The organism is Streptomyces sp. NPDC055239, from assembly GCF_053606205.1.
In genome coordinates this window covers 62,799-79,034 of sequence record NZ_JBSGRD010000004.1, presented here as the reverse complement: position 1 = coordinate 79,034, position 16,236 = coordinate 62,799, and the positions used below count along the sequence as shown (strand labels likewise).

Sequence of the window (16,236 nt, the reverse complement as noted above, 5' to 3'; positions counted from 1 at the left end):
ACGGTGGTGCCCCACATGATGACTGAGTCCCCACCGAATGTGACGGCTACTGGAACTTGCTCTGCCTCACAAGCCGCACGTCGAGAGGCAGAGCAAGAAACCGAAAACACCGCGCTTAAGGGGAAAACGACCTCTAAGACACCATTTCAGTTGGCGGGATCTCGCGGCAGTCTGGGGTGATGGCTGCTGGGCTTGTCGAACGGTTGGCGCCGGATGATCTGTGGGAGTTGTTTCAGCGCGTGGTCCCGCCGGCCCCGGAACGGCCGCAAGGTGGAGGGCATCGTCGCCGAGGGGACCGCGAGGTGCTGGCCGCGATCATCTTCGTGGCCACCTCGGGGTGCACCTGGAATCAGTTGCCGCCTGGCTTCGGTCTGTCGGGGGTGACGGCCTTTCGCCGGTTCACCGTGTGGACCGAGGCCAGGGTGTGGGCCAAGCTCCACCGCTTGGTCCTGGACGAACTCGGGGCTCAGGGCGTGCTGGACTGGTCGCGATGCGCGATCGACTCCGTCAGCGTCCGGGCCCTCAAAGGGGGCTGCTGACGGGACCGAATCCGACCGACCGCGGCAAGAGCGGATCGAAAATCCACCTCATCGTTGACCGCAGCGGGCCGCCTCTGTCCATCGGCATCTCCGCCGCGAACCTCCACGACAGCCAGGCCTTCATTCCGCTGGTCCGCGGAATCCCGCCCATCCGCTCACGTCGCGGCCCCCGACGCCGCCGGCCCGGGAAGCTGCACGGAGACAAGGGCTACGACTACCGGCACCTGCGGCGCCGGCCGGCCTCCCGCGGCATTCGGCACCGCCTCGCCCGTAAGGGCATCGAGTCATCCCAACGACTGGGACGACACCGCTGGGTCGTAGAGCGAACCGTGTCCTGGTTGTCAGGCTGCCGACGTCTTCATCGCCGCTACGAGCGCAAGCCGGAACACTTCCTCGCCTTCACAGCCATCGCTTCGACCCTCATATGCCACCGCAGACTCACCAACTGAAGGGGCGTCCCCTGCTGCGATTCGCACACGGGCTGTTCGCCAAGGCCCTTGTCGGGCCCGATCGCTGCCGTCAGGCGCCCGCCTCCTGCTTCCCCGCGCTGCCTCGTCTGCGCAGGTCGCCCCTCGTGGCAGCTCGCTTGGAACCAACCGGCGAGGAAAGTGATCAATGCATGTGTAGGCACTGAATGGCCCGATGCTGTTCGAGAACGGGAGTCTTGAGTTGAGGTTCACGGTCCGTCCCCTGTTGTCTGGCAGCCCCGCTGTGGCTGTGTTGGCCGCGGTCGGTATCACCGCGGGTCTGCTGATCGGCCGGGAGGGGCTGCGCACTGTGGTGGGCTGCGGCGCGGCCGACGACCCCTACCCCTCCCAGACCGCGGCGGACTGGAAAGCGGGCGCGGACCACGTGGTGGTGGCGGTGCCGGCCTCCGAGCGGGAGAGCAACAGGCAGGACGTCGCCAAGGGGGCGGTGCGGTACACCGTCGACCGGGCGGTGACGTTCCGGAAGGAGAAGGTGCTGTGGTCCGCTGCCACCCCTCGGCATGAGCTGGGCACCGAGTTCGACATGACCGCCCCGGGCTGGTCGGTGTACCGCAACGGCAAGCGGATCAAGGGCACCGCCCCGGAGGCGCCCCGGCTGGAGACCGGTCACACCTACGTCCTCGCCCTGCGCTGGGACGCCGACCAGTGGATTGTCCTCGGCGAGGGCGCGGCCGTGCCGTTCGACGACCATGTGGCGGGGCGAGGGGAGTGGTGCGGCCAGGTGCTGAGCGAGGACGACTTCGCCAAGGGCGAGCGGTTCTCGCAGCGCGACGACCACAGTCTGGAGCAGGCCGTGCGCGGACAGGACGAACACGCCATCTCCCGCGAACTCGCGAAGGCGAGCAGCGGGAAGGGGCCGTAGCCCAGCTCGCAAACGCACCGGGCCGGCCGTCAGCTCCCTCGGCAGGAGCACAGGATGGCGATGATCCACCAGCGCCAGCTGTACGACGCCGAGGGCCGGCCTGTCAGCGAGCGCGAGTGCCTTGCGCTGTTGTGGGAGCGCGGGTATGGCCAGGTGGCATTCAGCTCCCTCACCTCAGGCAGTGATATCAGTGTCGGCTTCTACGTGCTCACGTCCTGGTCGGGCTTGGGGAGTTACCGACTCGAGGACGGACGGCCGCTGCTGTTCCGCACCGTCGTGCAGTACGCCGGACAACTGCGGCTGCCCGCGCTCGAGACCACTCGCTACTGGGCCAGCCGAGCCCGCGCCGTCAGCGGCCAGCGTGAAGTGGTGGACGCGATCGCGGCTGAGATCACGGATGTACGGATCGTGCACAAGTAGCCCCTGCCCACGCATACGAGCGCCCCGGGGCTCGACAAGCCCAGCAGCCATCACCCCAGACTGCCGCGAGATCCCGCCAACTGAAATGGCGTCTAAGGCCGCCAAGGCCGGGTGCCCTCAGCAGATGCGCCGCGTCAACGGCGCCGCCCTCACCGGCTGGGCCACCGGCCGTGGCCCGTCGCCCTGCAGTGAGCTCACCAGCGCGCCCCCTGCGCATGCAGCGCGGAGGGGGCCTTCGCGTTGACCGTACTACGTCACGAAATCACCACAACCGCCCCGAGTTCCGGCCGCCTGCCGCATGATGGCGCCCCGATCGCAGGCAAGGGGGGACCATGTTCAACCGTGACCCGCAGAAGGCAGCAGAGAAGGCCGCGCAACGTGATGCGAAGCGGCTGGAGCGCGAACAAGCAGCAGCTGGCCGGAAGGCAGAGAAGGACGCGCTGAAGGCATGGCGGCAGTCACACCCTGCTGAAGGCACCATGAATATGGCCGCCATGATGAAGCTGTGGCCGTCTTCCAAGATGGGCGTCACAGCCCTCGGCCCCGTAAGAGGCGGCAACGCCGAGTTCATCAACGCTGGCGCACACAAGGGCTGGACGGCCACCCGCCTCGTCGCTGGAGCGGCAACGTTCGGGGTCTCCGCGGCGGCGACTGGCCGCAAGAACAAGGGGGCGGCGGTCATCAACGTCACGTTCGGGAACGGTGCCGCGCAGACGTACACGGTCAAGCCGGACCCGTCGTACCCGAAGGCCGCCAATCAGTACGTGACCGCGTTCAACGCGCTCGCCGCGCAACTCGAGCAAGAGCAGTCCGCCAACAACTAGCCATACACGACAGAGCCCCGACCGGGGAATCCGGCCGGGGCCTTCGTCTGTGCCGCGCTACTTGATGTGCTTGCCGGCCAGGGTGATGAATGCACGAACGGATCGCCGGGCCAATTCAGAGCGCTCTTCAAGGTCGTCCTCGCCGATGGCGCAGTTGACGTCGCTCGCCACAACAAACGTCGCGTCCGCCTGGTTGAGGAGTGCGGCCACCGGGATATGGAGCGTGAGCCCGTTTATGGCCTGCCTGGCAACGCCGAGTAGCCGATGCCCCTCAATACGCGCGGCACGATGCTCGGCGCCTTCTTGTTCCTCGCTGCGGCGGTACCACCAGTCCTCCTGACTGCGAATCACGTCGATGATCGCGTTGGCGTAGGCGAGGACGGCAGCTTGGCGTTCGGCCCTGGCTGCAGAGCGCCTTTGGAAGACGTAGCCGAGCGTGGCGCCGAGGAGGGTCCCAATGACGGCGACCAGGCTGGTGAGGACCGGTGTCATTCGCCGAGGGGAGCACGCTCGCGCTCGGGGCCGCTAGATGCGGGTACCGCCCGCGCCATCCACCTGTCACCGGTTACCTGCCGGGGCAGCAGCGCTGGCTGCAACCTGAGCTGCCTGCGCAGAGTTCTAGTGCTTGCTGGCACTCCCCCTTGTCGTAGCTGCACAGACAACGGGGCTACGGTCGACGTCGCTCTCGCCGCCGAGTCGCCCAGTTGCCGACAGCGAGGACGATCAGTGTGAAGGCGGCGAGTGCTGCTATCAGCAGCGCCGCCCGGAGTTCGATCGTCGCGAGGAGGATGAACATTGCGATCGTGATCAGGGAGCCGATGATGATGTGCTCGTGGATCTGGCTTGTGCGCTGAGGCTCCGACCAGGGGTGTTGTTCATGGAACGACATGGCACACCTCCGCCCTGTCTCCAGGGTGCGCCCGTGCTGCGGTGATCGCATGCGACGCCGTCGGCGTGATGCCTGCTCCAGTCGACCGCATCGTGAGATAGGCGGATGCTGGATCTATGAACGGCATCCGCACAACCGCGGTGGCGCGCCTCTCCCTGGCTGCCGCGATGACTGCGTGCCTCCTGGGTGGCACCGTCAGCGTGGTGGCAGCAGCGCCTTCCGCAGATGTGGACTGGGGAGACACGAAGAAGTGGGACAGTGGCCTGGACGTCACCGTTTCGAAGCCGGTGAAGTTCACGCCCTCCGCCTACGCGGCCGGGCACGAGAACGGCCATCAGGCAGTGAAGTGGCGGATCAAGGTGCACAACGGGACGGACGAAGCGTTCCAGGGGGCCCTGATGACCGTGTACGTGAAGTCCGGCAGTGACGGCGACACCTGCGAGCAGGTCTTCGACGGCAGCCTTGGAGCCGGTATCGCGGGCAGCGTGTCACCTGGGTCGTCCGGTGCGGCAGAGTTCGCGTTCGATGTTCCCCGCGGACATCTGAAGAAGGTCGACCTTGAGGTGCGGCCCGATTTCCTCGATGACGCCGGGCAGCACTGGGTCGGTGAGGTGAAGTAGCTGCTCACTCCAGCACCTCGAGTTCTGTGTCGGGCCGCCAGTGCGGGCACGACCGTGACTCGGAATCCGTCGCTCGTCTGAGGCGCCTTCCCTCACCACAGGTCAGGCCGCCTCAGGCTCCGGGTGCCGCACGCGCTTCTTCAGCTCGGTCTCGACGGCGAGCCGTGACTCCCCGTACCCAGCGGCGAACGCGACGATCCGCTCCTGCACCGCGAGCGCGGGGCAGCGGGATTCGCTGACAGCAGTGCGGACGGCCCCTCCCTCAAGAGGGGAGGGGCCGTCCGCGTGCTTTTGCGACCAGCGGGGGGCTACTTGCCCTCGGGGGTGCCCCGCCGGAGTCGGGCCGCCTTCTCGTCCACCTCGCTCTGGGGTGTGCCGGCCTTCACGACGATCACCGCCTGAGAGCCGTCGGGCAGCGTCGCCTCGCGCATCTCCGTACCCAGCAACTCGGGGCGTTTCCGCTCCTGCTCGTCGTCCGTCATCAGACCTCCCAGCTCGACGAGGCACCACCGTACCCGCGCGGCAGCGGCGGATTCCGCCGCACAGGCGTCCGAGTACGTACTTCACACGAACGCCGCCGCCGGATGGCGGGCGGCCGGCCTCAGCTCTGGACCGGGTTCACCACCCAGTCCGGGTGCCCCGGCATGGGCGGTGTCTTCGAGCCGTACAGCCAGGGTCGCAGGAAGCCGTCCAGGTCCTGGCCGGAGATCTTTGACGCCAGGTCCATGTACTGCTGGGTGCTCGCGGTCTTTCCGCGGAAGTCGGTCACCCACGCCCGCTCGATCTTCTCGAATGTCGCGTCGCCCACCTGCTCCCGCAGGGCGTACAGGACCAAGGCCGAGCCGTCGTAGCGCATGCGCTTGAAGAGGTTCGGCTCGGTCGGCTCGGCGGGGGCGCCGTAGTCGTGGCGCCACTGGTCGTGGGCCGCGTAGGCGGTCTTCATGGCGGCCTCGAAGCTGTCGCCGCCGTGCTCCTCGGAGTACATCCGCTCGTAGAAGCGGGCGTGACCCTCGCTCACCCAGAGGTCGGACCAGCTCTTCAGGGCGACGCTGTCGCCGAACCACTGGTGGGTCAGCTCGTGCACCATGTTCCGCTCGGCGTCGACCTTCGTGCCCAGGAGATCGGCCTTGGGGATGAGCGAGAGCGTCTGGGTCTCCAGGGCGACACCCAGATCCGTGTCGCCGACCAGGAGGCCGTAGCGGTTGAAGGGGTAGGGGCCGAGCTTCTCCTGGAGCCAGGTGAGATGGTCCGGGGTCAGCTTGCGGTACTCGGCCGTCGGCTCGACCAGCGCGTCCGGGACGACGTCCCGCAGCGGCAGACCGCCCGGACCCTTGCCGTCGACCAGCTTGAACTTGCCGACCGCCATCTGCACCAGCTGCGTGGAAAGGGGCTGTTCGGAGTCGTACGTCCAGCGCACCCGGTCACCGGGGCGTTCCGTACGGTCGACCAGCTTGCCGTTCGCGACCGCGGTCCGGTCCTTCGGAGTGGTGATGCGGAAGGTGATCGGCGCCCGCTGGCTCGGGTGGTCGTTCGCCGGGAAGATCAGCCGCGCTCCGTTCGGCTGGGGATAGACCACCGTGCCGTCGGCGGTGGGGATCCAGCCGTAGTCCTCGATGGCGTCGTCGCGGTGCCGCGTCTGCGTCGGGTCGGCGGTGTACGTGACCTTGGCCGTGAACGTACGGCCCTTCGGGAGAGGGGACTTGGGTGTGATCGTCAGCTCGTCCCCTGCGCGTGACGTACGCGCGGTCGTCCCGTTGATCTTCACGCCGTGCAGGGTGTTGCCCCCGAAGTCCAGGTTGAAGCGGGAGAGCGACTGCGTGGCGGTGGCCTTGATCGTCGCCGTCGCCTCGAACGGCGTCTTCGGGGCCTGCCAGTCGAAGTCCAGGGTGTAGTGGTCGACGCGGTACCCGCCGTTCCCGTCCAGCGGGAACATCGGGTCGCCCAGGCCGGGTGCGCCGGGTGTCGCGGTCCCGGATGCAGAGGGTGCGGAGGACGACGCCTGCGACACCGTGCCGGTGAGGGCCGCGGTCACGGTGACGGCGGCCGCGAGGGCGATCCGTGCTCTGCGGCGGTGCGTCCGGTTGGTGCTGCTCATCGGAAACCTTTCGGTCAGAAGGTCGCGCGAACGAGTCGGCGGGGATGCGCCTGGGGGTGTGCCCCGCCGCCTAGTGAGACGCGTAACCCACGGCCCGAGTTGTACGGGATCCGGTGGTTAAGTGACCAAGCTCTCTCCCGCGACCGCGGAATCCGATGGCAAGGTGGATGGGTCAGTGGGGGGAGTCCACCGCCGGACGTCGCGTCGAGAGGCGTGACGCATACGTATCGAGTGATGCCATGACCGCTGCCACAGCCACAGCCACAGCCACTGCCACCGCACAGTCCCGCGCGACCACGCGCACCGGCGGGCCCGAGGAAGACGGCCCGAAGGTCCTTGAGCACGTCCTCGGCTGGACGCTCGTCGTCGTCCTCGCGATGCTCGTCACGCAGACCGGTCTGTTGTGACCCAGGTCTCAGGACTTTCACGGCTGTCGCGGCCCGGATCGAGGTCCGCCCGCCAGTGCCGTTGCGGCACGCCCACCAGACCGTAGAGCCATCGCACGGGCGAGCGCCGCGACAGCAGCGTGAGCCCCGCGAGGACCGCGAACAGCGGCAGGCCGAGCCACCCGCCCAGGAGCCGTACGAGGAAACTGGCGACCAGCGCCCCGAGGAACGGCAGGCCGTAGACCCCGGCCGCCGCGATGGTGATCGCCAGGAACCTGTGCACCTTGCGGTCCTCGTCCGCACCGGGCAGCGACCAGCCCTCCATCAGCCAGCCGATCTCCGTGAACAGCATCGTGCCGATCACGGCCGCGCCGAAGAGGAGCAGGGCGAGGAACGTCCCTGACGTCAGGAAGTCCAGTACGTGGTTGACCACGCTGTCCTGCCGCCAGCCGGCGAAGTCCCGTGCCGACGGGGAGAGGAACCGCTCGTACCCCCTGCCGTCCCAGCCGTGGATCAGGGTCGCGAAGAGCAGGAAGTACCCGCCCACGCAGCTGAGGTACGCCCAGTAGCCCGCCCCGACCAGGACGAGTCCCTGCGCCACAAGGAACCCGAGGATCGCGGCCACGGGGATGCCGCCCGCGTAGAAGAGCACGAACCCCGCCCACACCCCGTCGTGCCCGTCCGCGACGTGCATCGTCGCCCACGCGGGGTTCTGCCAGAGCAGGAAGAGCCCCGTCGGCACCATCAGGACCGCCGCGAACAGCGTGGTGAGCGCCAGATAGGGGTTGGCGGCGCGGCTGCGCGTCCGCGGCCCCTCGCCCGCGTTGATCCGCTCCCACACCTGGAGTTGCCGGCCCGCCGAGAGAGCGAACGTCGCGCCGATCGCGTACGCCCAGAAGAGGGCGGCCTGGATCTGGATCATGCCGATGCCTTCAGGGTGAGTCCGCCCGCCACGATCGAGTCCGATGTGACCAGGGCCTGTTCGGCCTGTACGTCGGTCATGAAGACGAACGGCGGCACGATGGGCGGCACCGGCAGTTCGTCGGGGGTGAAGGTCAGGCAGAGCAGGCCCTCCAGGCAGCCCTTGAACTTCGTCAGGTAGAGCGTGACGGAACCGCTCAGGTCCAAGGTGTCCGCGCCCAGGGCGAGTTCATCGCTGCCGTCGCGCGTCGTGAGCCGGTAGTCGGTGAGTGACGCTGCCTTCATCCGCAGCACCATGACCTTCAACGGCCCGTCGGAGGTGGGGATTTCGCGAACACCCGCAAGCAGGAAACCCTGAGGCGAGAAGAGCGTGGTGGTGATCGTCGGCGGGGTCCGCGCCGCCACGATCGCGTCGCCGGGCGCCGCCCGCGCCGGAGTGCCGCCCCACAGCGTCGCTCCGATGACGACCACCGGAAGCAGCACTCCGAGCGTGCGTACGCCCTGCCCGTCCCGCACCTTGGGCCGCTCAGGATCCTCGTCGGTGTCCTCGCCCGTGTCCTCGGCCATCGGCGTCCAGCCGAAGCCCATCGCGCTGCCCACGATGCCGAGCACCATGCCCACCAGGAACCCGCCCAGATTCGTGGCCGCGAACGAGAGCACCGACAGGATCAGGGCGTTGACGCTCACGTAGTGATGGGCGTGCGGCAGGAGCCACAGGAAGATCCCGGCGGCGATCAGGGCGAGCCCGATGCCGATCGCCGCGAGCCCGCCGAGCCCCAGGCTGACCAGGACCGTGAGCGGCGACAGCGGCACGAGGAGCAGCTCCGCGCCGCCCAGGACGAGCAGCAGGCCGCCCCAGAACGGCCGGGTGCGCCGCCACTTGCGCAGCACCCGGCGTGCTTCAGGCAGCGGCAGGCGCCGGTCGAGCCAGCCGCCGCCGTCTCCGCGCCACGCGCCGAATCCGGCTCCGCCTCCGGTTCCGGCTCTCCGGCCGCCGGTCAGAAGCATTTCTTGCCGCCGACGCTGACGTCGAGCTTCATGCCCTTGAGCCGGAAGTTCCCGCCGGTCGCCGACCAGGCGTGCGACTTCACCCCGGAGACGGTGATGTCCCCGGCCTGGAGCCCGAACTTCCCCTTCTCGCCCTTGACTCCGGACACCTCGTCGAGGGTCGAGGCGTCCCGGCCGATCTCGGCGGTGCCGAAGCGGGCGTCGCCCTTCAGGTCCTCGCCGTCGATGATGAGATTGCTCGCGGTGACCTCGCCCGCCGAGCCGCCCGCGGTCAGCTTGAACACCACCGTGCCCACCGGGGTCTTGACCTCGGCCGCCTGGCAGATGTCGGAGAGGGTCGCGTCACCGATTCCGAGGAGCGCCACGGGGTGCCCCTTGCCGTCGATGTCCCGGTCGGTCTGTACGTAGGAGGACAGGCCCTGGCTTGTGAGCTTGCCGGATGACACCTGGAAGCTGGTGCCGGAGACGGCGAAGGAGGCGGCGAGCGCCCCCTCGGCCATCACGGAGGCCATCACGCCGACGGCCAGGACGGCCGGCAGGGCCACGACGGCCGTCTTCTTCCAGGAGGTTCTGCCCTCGCGCGAAGGGCCCTCGCGCGAAGGGCCCTCGCGCAAAGGGGTGCGCGCTGCGCTCATGAGTCTTCCTCCCGTACGTCGGTCCACGTGCGTAGGGGGAGTGCGTGAGAGAGCGCCCAAGGACGCAGAACCGGCAGGTGGCGTGCTTCTGCCATACTGCGGATACCCGAGGCAGTTGGAGACTAGGGCCGAAATTGAATAATAGTCAACAGCGCGGCGCCGACCGTCCCGTGGACGCCCGCCCGCAGGCGCGCGGCACCGATCGCTCCGTGGCGCGCCGCGCCGAACTCATCACCATCGGGCGGAAGTTGTTCGCCGACACGTCGTACGACGCACTCTCGATGGACGACATCGCCAAACAGGCGTGCGTCGCCAAGGGGTTGATCTACTACTACTTCAAGTCCAAGCGCGGCTACTACCTCGCGATCATCGAGGACTCGGTCGCGGAACTGGTCGCGCGCGCCGGGCGCCACGACGACCTGCCGCCCGTGGAGCGGGTGCACAGCACCATCGACGGCTATCTGCGCTACGCCGAACACCATCAGGCGGCGTACCGCACCATCATCAGCGGGGGCGTCGGCTTCGACGCCGAGGTGCAGGCCATCCGCGACGGTGTGCGAGCTGCCCTGATCGGGGCCATCGCCGACGGGGCGTACGGCCGCCGCGACATCCCGGAACTCGCACGCACAGCGCTGCTCGGCTGGCTGTGCAGCGTCGAGGGCGTCACGCTCGACTGGATCGGCGTGCGGGGCCTTTCGCGCGAGACGGTCTGCGACCTGCTCGTGCGGACCCTGGGCGACACCCTGCGCGTCATCGAGGAGTTCGAGCCGTCGTTTCCTGCCCCGCCGCGGCCATGAGAGAGGGGCGGGAGCCGTACGGCCCCCGCCCCGACCACTCCGTGCGACCGGTCAGTTGATGGCCTTGATCAGCTCGCCGTTCGCCGTGTCGCCGCTGAGCTCCCAGAAGAAGGTGCCGCCCAGGCCGGCCTGGTTCTTGTAGTCCATCTTCCCCGCGATGGTCGCCGGGGTGTCATAGCTCCACCAGTCGTTCCCGCAGTGCGCGTACGCGGTCCCGCCGACCGTGCCGTTGGCCGGGCACTTGGCTTTGAGTTCCTTGTAGTCGTCGATGCCCGCCTCGTACTTGCCCGCGGCGGCCCCGGTGGCGGTGCCGCCCGGCTCCTTCTGCGTGACGCCCGTCCAGCCACGGCCGTAGAAGCCGATGCCGAGCAGCAGCTTGTCGGACGGTACGCCGAGACCCTGGAGTTTCTTGATCGTGGAGTCGGTGTTCCACGTCGCCTTGGGCGCGCCCTCGTACGCCTTCAGCGGCGAGTGCGGGGCGGTCGGGCCCTTCGCGTCCCATGCGCCGAAGTAGTCGTACGTCATCGGGTTGTACCAGTCGACGTACTGGGCGGCGCCCGCGTAGTCGGCGGCGTCGATCTTGCCGCCTTCCTCAGCGTCGGCCGGGATGGCCGCGGTGACGAGGTTGTCGCCGCCGAACTTCGAACGCACCGCGGACATCAGGTCCTTGTACGCCGCGCGCCCGCTGGTGTCACAGGTCAGACCGCAGGCGTTGGGGTACTCCCAGTCGATGTCGATGCCGTCGAAGACATCGGCCCACTTGGAGTTCTCGACCAGGTCGTAGCAGGACTGGGCGAACGCCGCCGGGTTCTTGGCGGCCTCGGTGAAGCCGCCGGACCAGGTCCAGCCGCCGAAGGACCACAGGACCTTGAGGTTCGGGTGGAGCTTCTTGAGCTTGCGCAGCTGGTTGAAGTTGCCGCGCAGGTCCTGGTCCCAGGTGTCGGCGACGCCGTCCACGGACTGGTCGGCGGTGTACGCCTTGTCGGTCGCCGCGTAGGCGTCGCCCGTCGTGCACTTGCCGCCCTGGACGTTGCCGAAGGCGTAGTTGATGTGCGTCAACTTGTCGGCGGAGCCGGACGTCTCGATGTTCTTGACGTGGTAATTCCGGTCGTAGACACCCCATTCGGTGAAGTACCCGACGACCTTGGAACCGGCTGCGGCCTTGGAGCCGACTGCGGCCTTGGAACCGGCCGCGGCCTGCGAACTCGCGGCCTTGGCGGTCCCGTTGACGGACCCGTTGTCGGGACCCGCCGTAGCGGTGCCCGCTCCGGCGAGGAGACCCCCGCCGAGCACGGCACAACACGCGGTGGCGATGAGCGCCCGGAAGGGGGCGCGGGGAAGGTGCGGTCTGAGCATCGTTTCTCCTCGTGGGGGGAGAGGGCGCATGGGGGGACATGGTGCTGTTGACCTGCGGGTGCCAGCTGACGTCAGTGAACGTTGAATTGGCATGAACGCGGAAAAGCGCTCGGCTGGACTCTAGGAGGACTAGACCAGTGGGGTCAATGGTTCGGACCAATTCCGCGCCCCTCTTGCGAACGTCGGCTATCTTTTGAGTAAGCGGTCGTTAACTAGTGACTGGCAGCCCCCGATCGGGCATACTCAACGCGCCAGAGCCGCTGGTCACAGCACCTTCCGCGACCCGGAAGTGCACCACTGGCCGGGCCGTGAGACACGGTGGCGCCCGCACTACCCCGCGGGTCCGCCGCAGTGCCGAAAGGGAGGATGCGATCGCCATGCCTGAGCGAACCTTGCAGCAGTCGGTGGACCGTCAGCTGCCCACAGACGAGGCCCGGGATCTGTTCTCGCTCGTCCGTGATCTCGTCCAGCGGGAGATAGCTCCCCGCGCGGCCGAGGAGGAGGACGCCGGGCACTTCCCGCGCGAGGTCTTCACCCTCCTCTCCGATTCCGGACTGCTCGGACTTCCGTACGCGAGCGAGTTCGGCGGCGGCGACCAGCCGTACGAGGTCTATCTCCAGGTTCTTGAAGAGCTCGCCGCAGCCCGGCTCACCGTCGGCCTCGGCGTCAGCGTCCACTCCCTGTCCTGCCACGCGCTCGCGGGCTACGGCACCAAGGAGCAGCAGGCCGAGCACCTGCCCGCGATGCTCGGCGGCGGACTGCTCGGGGCGTACTGCCTCTCCGAGCCCGCCTCAGGATCGGACGCCGCGTCGCTGCGGACGAAAGCCGTGCGCGACGGCGACGACTGGGTGATCAGCGGGACGAAGGCCTGGATCACGCACGGCGGAGTCGCCGACTTCTACACCGTCCTTGCCCGCACCGGCGGCGAAGGCGCCCGCGGCATCTCCGCGTTCCTGGTGCCGGGCGACGCCGAGGGCCTGAACGCGGCGCAGCCGGAGAAGAAGATGGGCATGAAGGGCTCACCCACCGCCCAGATCCACTTCGACGGGGTGCGGGTGTCCGACGCCCGCCGCATCGGCGAGGAGGGGCAGGGCTTCGCGATCGCGCTCTCCGCGCTCGACTCGGGGCGGCTCGGCATCGCGGCCTGTGCTGTCGGAGTGGCCCAGGCGGCGCTCGACGAGGCGCTTCGATACGCCACCGAGCGGCGGCAGTTCGGGCGGCCGATCGCGGACTTCCAGGGCCTTCGGTTCATGCTCGCGGACATGGCGACGCAGATCGAGGCGGGGCGGGCGCTCTATCTTTCCGCGGCGCGGTTGCGCGACGCGGGCAGGCCGTTCTCCAAGCAGGCGGCCATGGCGAAACTCCTTTGCACGGACGCCGCGATGAAGGTCACGACGGACGCCGTGCAGGTGCTCGGCGGCTATGGCTACACCGCGGACTTCCCGGTGGAGCGCCTGATGCGCGAGGCCAAGGTGCTGCAGATCGTCGAGGGCACCAATCAGATCCAGCGGATGGTCATCGCCCGTCACCTCGCGGGTCCCGAAACGCGTTGAACTGACCGAGCCTGACCGGGGGCGCCGCGAGCCGCGCCCACTCCGGGTCGTGGCGGCCAGGCAGGGTCTTGCCGCGCTCGGCCCAGTTGCGGATGAGGGCGCGGTAGATCGGCGGGTCCTGGGGGTGCGGAGGCTGGGGCTGGGGGTGCTGTTGGGGTGACTGATAGTGCTGCTGGGGCGGTTGATGGTGTTGCGGTGGATGGGGATGCTGCGGCGGTTGAGGGTCCTGGGGAACCGATTCTGCGGCGGCCGGGGGAGCCGGGGGAGCCGTTAGGAGGCTGCGCCTGCGTCGGCCGGTCGGCGGGTGCGCCATGGGCATCGGCGTGGGGGTGGTCATATGCGGCCAACGCGCCCCGCGGGGGACAGGTCACCGGCCGCCGGATTCGAGCGTCAGTTCGCGGCATGCCCTTGTGGCGGCCGAGACCGCCTCCCGCAACATCCCCCCATCCGTGCGATCCGCACGGAACCACCGCTCCGTGAACGCGGACCGACACGTCTCTGGCTCCGTCACACGGTCTGACGTACCGTCAACTCCTTGCCGGGGCAACGGAATTCGCCCCGCATCCGCGAACTGCCGTGCGCCCAGGGAGGCTGACCGTGGCAGACGACCGTCCCGTCCCGCTCGACGAGTACCCGATCCATCAGGTGCCGCTGTCCATGAAGCAGGTCGCGACGGGCGACCGCAACGCCTACGACCGCTGCATCTTCCACCTCTTCGACCACGAGGGGCGCTCCCTCCTTATCCTCGGACTCGGCGTCTACCCGAACGTGGGTGTGATCGACGCCTACGCCACCCTGCGCAGAGGAGACACGCTCCACGCCGTGCGCGCGTCGGACGCGCTCGGCGACGACCGGATGAACCTCTCGGTGGGCCCGCTGACCATCACCGTCGAGGAACCACTGCGGCGGCTGCGCCTGAGGTGCGCCGCCGATCCCGACGACCCCGAGTCCCTCTCGTACGACATCACGTGGACCGCGGACTTCCCCGCCCTCTGGGAGCCGCACCACATCCAGCGGCGCGGCGACCGGCTCTCCCTCGAAGGGCGTCGCTTCGTCCAGGCGGGCGGCTGCTCCGGTGTGATCCGCGTCGGAGGCCAGGACATACCGGTGACGGCGGGGGAGTGGACCGCGACCCGTGACCGCAGTTGGGGCGTGCGGCCGATCCCCGGGGAGGAACGCGGGCGCCTGGAGGAGGAGTTCGGTACCGAGGGCTTCCACTGGATCTGGAGCCCGGTGCGCTTCGACGACCGCTTTCTGATGGTCATCGCCCAGGAAGACGCGGGCGGCTACCGCTCGCTCAACGAGGCGACGCTCGTCAGGCCGGGAGTGCGTGACCGTCAACTCGGCTGGCCCCAGACCGACATCACCTACCGCTCCGGCACCCGCCACCCCGAGCGCGCCGTCATCCACCTGACCGACCCCGACGACCGCAAGCCCGTGGAGCTCGGCGTCGAGGTCCTCGCCTCGCTGCCGCTCGCCGTGGGCGCGGGCTATCCGCCGGCCGACGACTGGCAGCACGGCACCTGGCAGGGGCGTGGCTGGACCGACCGCCGCGACTACGACCTGTCCGATCCGGCGGCGCACCCGAGGGCGGCGTTCGGAGTCATCGACCATGCCGCCCGCTTCACCCTCGACGGGCGTACGGGATACGGCATTTTCGAGCACGGCAGCTTCGGCCGCCACGACCCGAGCGGCTTCACCGGCTTCGACTCCGTGGCCCCCTGAGATCCACACCTGAGAGGAGCCCGGCGATGGCGACAGCACCCCGCCCCCGCACCACCACCCGCGACCCGGAGGAACTCGCCCGCAGACTCACGGCCTGGCTCGCCACCCGGCTGCCCGGCGCCAAGGCCACCGGCGTACGGGTCCCGGAGTCCAACGGCATGTCGAGCGAGACCCTCCTGTTCGACATCGAGCACCCACAACCACCCCTGAGGGCCTGCGCGTTGCGCGTCGCCGCCGACCCGGCCGCGTACACGATCTTCCCGGTCTACGACCTGCCGCGCCAACACCGCACGATGCGGCTCGTCGCCGAGCGCACCGATCTGCCGGTGCCGCGTGTGCTGTGGCTCGAGGAGGACCCGGGGCCGCTCGGCGCGCCCTTCTTCGTCATGGAGCGGGTCGAGGGGCGCGTACCGCCGGACGTCATGCCCTATACGTACGAGGGGAATTGGCTCCACTGCGCCACCGACGCCGAACGGGCGCACCTCGAAGAGGCCTCGATCCGCCTGATCGCACACCTCCACGACCAAGTGCCCGTCGCGGAGGCCGAGTTCCTGGCCCTGCCCGGTGAAGGCAGCCCACTGCGCCGCCACGTCACCGCCCAACGCGCCTACTACGAATGGGTGGTCGAAGGCCTGCCCCGCTCACCCCTCATCGAGAGCGCCTTCGCGCGCCTGGAGGAGTGGTGGCCGGACGACGAGGGCGAGACCGTCCTCAACTGGGGCGACGCACGCATCGGAAACGTCATCTACGACGGTTTCGACCCCGCGGCCGTACTGGACTGGGAGATGGCGGCGCTCGCACCCCGCGAGGTCGACCTCGGCTGGATGGTCTATCTGCACCGCTTCTTCCAGGACCTGACGGTGAGCTTCGGGCAGGAGGGCCTGCCGGGCTTCCTGCGCCGCGACGTCATCGAGGAGCGCTACGCCCGGCTCACGGGCCACACACCGCGGTCCATGGACTTCCACACGCTGTACGCGGCGCTGCGGCACGCCGTCGTCATGCTGCGCGTCGCCTACCGCCAGGTGCACTTCGGCGAGGCCGAGATCCCCGAGGAGCCGGACACGCTGATCCTGCACCACGCCAGCCTGGCGGCCATGGTGCAGGGCAGCTACTGGTAG

The 16,236-nt window shown here is 68.9% G+C and carries 18 protein-coding genes; 10 read left to right on the top strand and 8 right to left on the bottom strand.

Features of this window, described 5'->3' with window-relative positions:
* Positions 1 to 179: 179 nt before the first annotated feature.
* The 4 genes from ACWFRJ_RS15745 (at position 180) to ACWFRJ_RS15730 (ending at position 3,133) form a co-directional block, all read left to right on the top strand.
* A protein-coding gene (locus ACWFRJ_RS15745) for an IS5 family transposase (protein ID WP_453529910.1) occupies positions 180 to 988 on the top strand; the annotation gives its coding sequence in 2 pieces (ribosomal slippage) (positions 180 to 527 and positions 530 to 988; 807 coding nt in all).
* Positions 989 to 1,250: 262 nt separating this feature from the next.
* Positions 1,251 to 1,889, top strand: a complete 639-nt coding sequence (locus ACWFRJ_RS15740; RefSeq protein ID WP_453529907.1) for a hypothetical protein — start codon at positions 1,251 to 1,253, stop codon at positions 1,887 to 1,889.
* 54 nt (positions 1,890 to 1,943) lie between these two features.
* Entirely contained in the window at positions 1,944 to 2,309 is a 366-nt protein-coding gene (locus ACWFRJ_RS15735; protein ID WP_453529904.1) for a hypothetical protein, read from the top strand.
* A gap of 332 nt (positions 2,310 to 2,641) precedes the next feature.
* A complete protein-coding gene (locus ACWFRJ_RS15730) occupies positions 2,642 to 3,133 on the top strand; it encodes a hypothetical protein (RefSeq protein ID WP_453529901.1) in 492 nt (163 codons plus the stop codon).
* 57 nt (positions 3,134 to 3,190) lie between these two features.
* Here the strand turns inward: ACWFRJ_RS15730 and ACWFRJ_RS15725 are convergent, their stop codons facing one another.
* Entirely contained in the window at positions 3,191 to 3,625 is a 435-nt protein-coding gene (locus tag ACWFRJ_RS15725; RefSeq protein ID WP_453529898.1) for a hypothetical protein, read from the bottom strand.
* Between the two features lie 175 nt (positions 3,626 to 3,800).
* On the bottom strand, positions 3,801 to 4,022 hold the full coding sequence (locus ACWFRJ_RS15720; protein WP_453529895.1) for a hypothetical protein: 222 nt from the start codon (positions 4,020 to 4,022) through the stop codon (positions 3,801 to 3,803).
* Positions 4,023 to 4,138: 116 nt separating this feature from the next.
* Between ACWFRJ_RS15720 and ACWFRJ_RS15715 the strand changes: the two genes are divergently transcribed.
* Entirely contained in the window at positions 4,139 to 4,642 is a 504-nt protein-coding gene (locus ACWFRJ_RS15715) for a hypothetical protein (protein WP_453529892.1), read from the top strand.
* 308 nt (positions 4,643 to 4,950) lie between these two features.
* On the opposite strand, the gene ACWFRJ_RS15710 is transcribed toward ACWFRJ_RS15715, so the two are convergent.
* On the bottom strand, positions 4,951 to 5,124 hold the full coding sequence (locus ACWFRJ_RS15710) for a hypothetical protein (protein WP_453529889.1): 174 nt from the start codon (positions 5,122 to 5,124) through the stop codon (positions 4,951 to 4,953).
* A 119-nt stretch (positions 5,125 to 5,243) separates the two neighbouring features.
* Positions 5,244 to 6,737: a M1 family metallopeptidase gene (locus tag ACWFRJ_RS15705; protein WP_453529886.1), complete on the bottom strand. Its 1,494-nt coding sequence runs from the start codon at positions 6,735 to 6,737 to the stop codon at positions 5,244 to 5,246.
* 239 nt (positions 6,738 to 6,976) lie between these two features.
* Here ACWFRJ_RS15705 and ACWFRJ_RS15700 point away from each other — a divergent pair, with 239 nt between their 5' ends.
* A complete protein-coding gene (locus ACWFRJ_RS15700) occupies positions 6,977 to 7,144 on the top strand; it encodes an SCO1431 family membrane protein (protein WP_453529883.1) in 168 nt (55 codons plus the stop codon).
* Here the strand turns inward: ACWFRJ_RS15700 and ACWFRJ_RS15695 are convergent.
* Genes ACWFRJ_RS15695 through ACWFRJ_RS15685 form a run of 3 tightly spaced genes read right to left on the bottom strand, consistent with a single transcriptional unit; the run spans position 7,122 to position 9,687 of the window.
* A complete protein-coding gene (locus tag ACWFRJ_RS15695; RefSeq protein WP_453529880.1) occupies positions 7,122 to 8,045 on the bottom strand; it encodes a hypothetical protein in 924 nt (307 codons plus the stop codon). The two genes, ACWFRJ_RS15700 and ACWFRJ_RS15695, sit on opposite strands and share 23 nt — an antisense overlap.
* On the bottom strand, positions 8,042 to 9,052 hold the full coding sequence (locus ACWFRJ_RS15690) for a DUF6114 domain-containing protein (RefSeq protein ID WP_453529877.1): 1,011 nt from the start codon (positions 9,050 to 9,052) through the stop codon (positions 8,042 to 8,044). The genes ACWFRJ_RS15695 and ACWFRJ_RS15690 overlap by 4 nt, the downstream gene beginning before the upstream one ends.
* Entirely contained in the window at positions 9,043 to 9,687 is a 645-nt protein-coding gene (locus ACWFRJ_RS15685; RefSeq protein WP_453529874.1) for a DUF6230 family protein, read from the bottom strand. The genes ACWFRJ_RS15690 and ACWFRJ_RS15685 overlap by 10 nt, the downstream gene beginning before the upstream one ends.
* Before the next feature lie 134 nt (positions 9,688 to 9,821).
* On the opposite strand from ACWFRJ_RS15685, the gene ACWFRJ_RS15680 reads away from it, so the two are divergent.
* Positions 9,822 to 10,484 (top strand): TetR/AcrR family transcriptional regulator, encoded by a 663-nt coding sequence (locus tag ACWFRJ_RS15680; protein WP_453529871.1) that lies wholly within the window; start codon positions 9,822 to 9,824, stop codon positions 10,482 to 10,484.
* Positions 10,485 to 10,535: 51 nt separating this feature from the next.
* Here the strand turns inward: ACWFRJ_RS15680 and ACWFRJ_RS15675 are convergent, their stop codons facing one another.
* Positions 10,536 to 11,840, bottom strand: coding sequence for a glycoside hydrolase family 18 protein (locus ACWFRJ_RS15675; protein ID WP_453529868.1), 1,305 nt, complete (start codon positions 11,838 to 11,840; stop codon positions 10,536 to 10,538).
* Between the two features lie 377 nt (positions 11,841 to 12,217).
* Here ACWFRJ_RS15675 and ACWFRJ_RS15670 point away from each other — a divergent pair, with 377 nt between their 5' ends.
* From ACWFRJ_RS15670 to ACWFRJ_RS15660, 3 genes are all read left to right on the top strand, one after another.
* Positions 12,218 to 13,393 (top strand): acyl-CoA dehydrogenase family protein, encoded by a 1,176-nt coding sequence (locus ACWFRJ_RS15670; RefSeq protein ID WP_453529865.1) that lies wholly within the window; start codon positions 12,218 to 12,220, stop codon positions 13,391 to 13,393.
* A 597-nt stretch (positions 13,394 to 13,990) separates the two neighbouring features.
* A complete protein-coding gene (locus ACWFRJ_RS15665) occupies positions 13,991 to 15,118 on the top strand; it encodes a hypothetical protein (RefSeq protein ID WP_453529862.1) in 1,128 nt (375 codons plus the stop codon).
* Between the two features lie 26 nt (positions 15,119 to 15,144).
* Positions 15,145 to 16,236, top strand: coding sequence for a phosphotransferase family protein (locus tag ACWFRJ_RS15660; protein ID WP_453529859.1), 1,092 nt, complete (start codon positions 15,145 to 15,147; stop codon positions 16,234 to 16,236).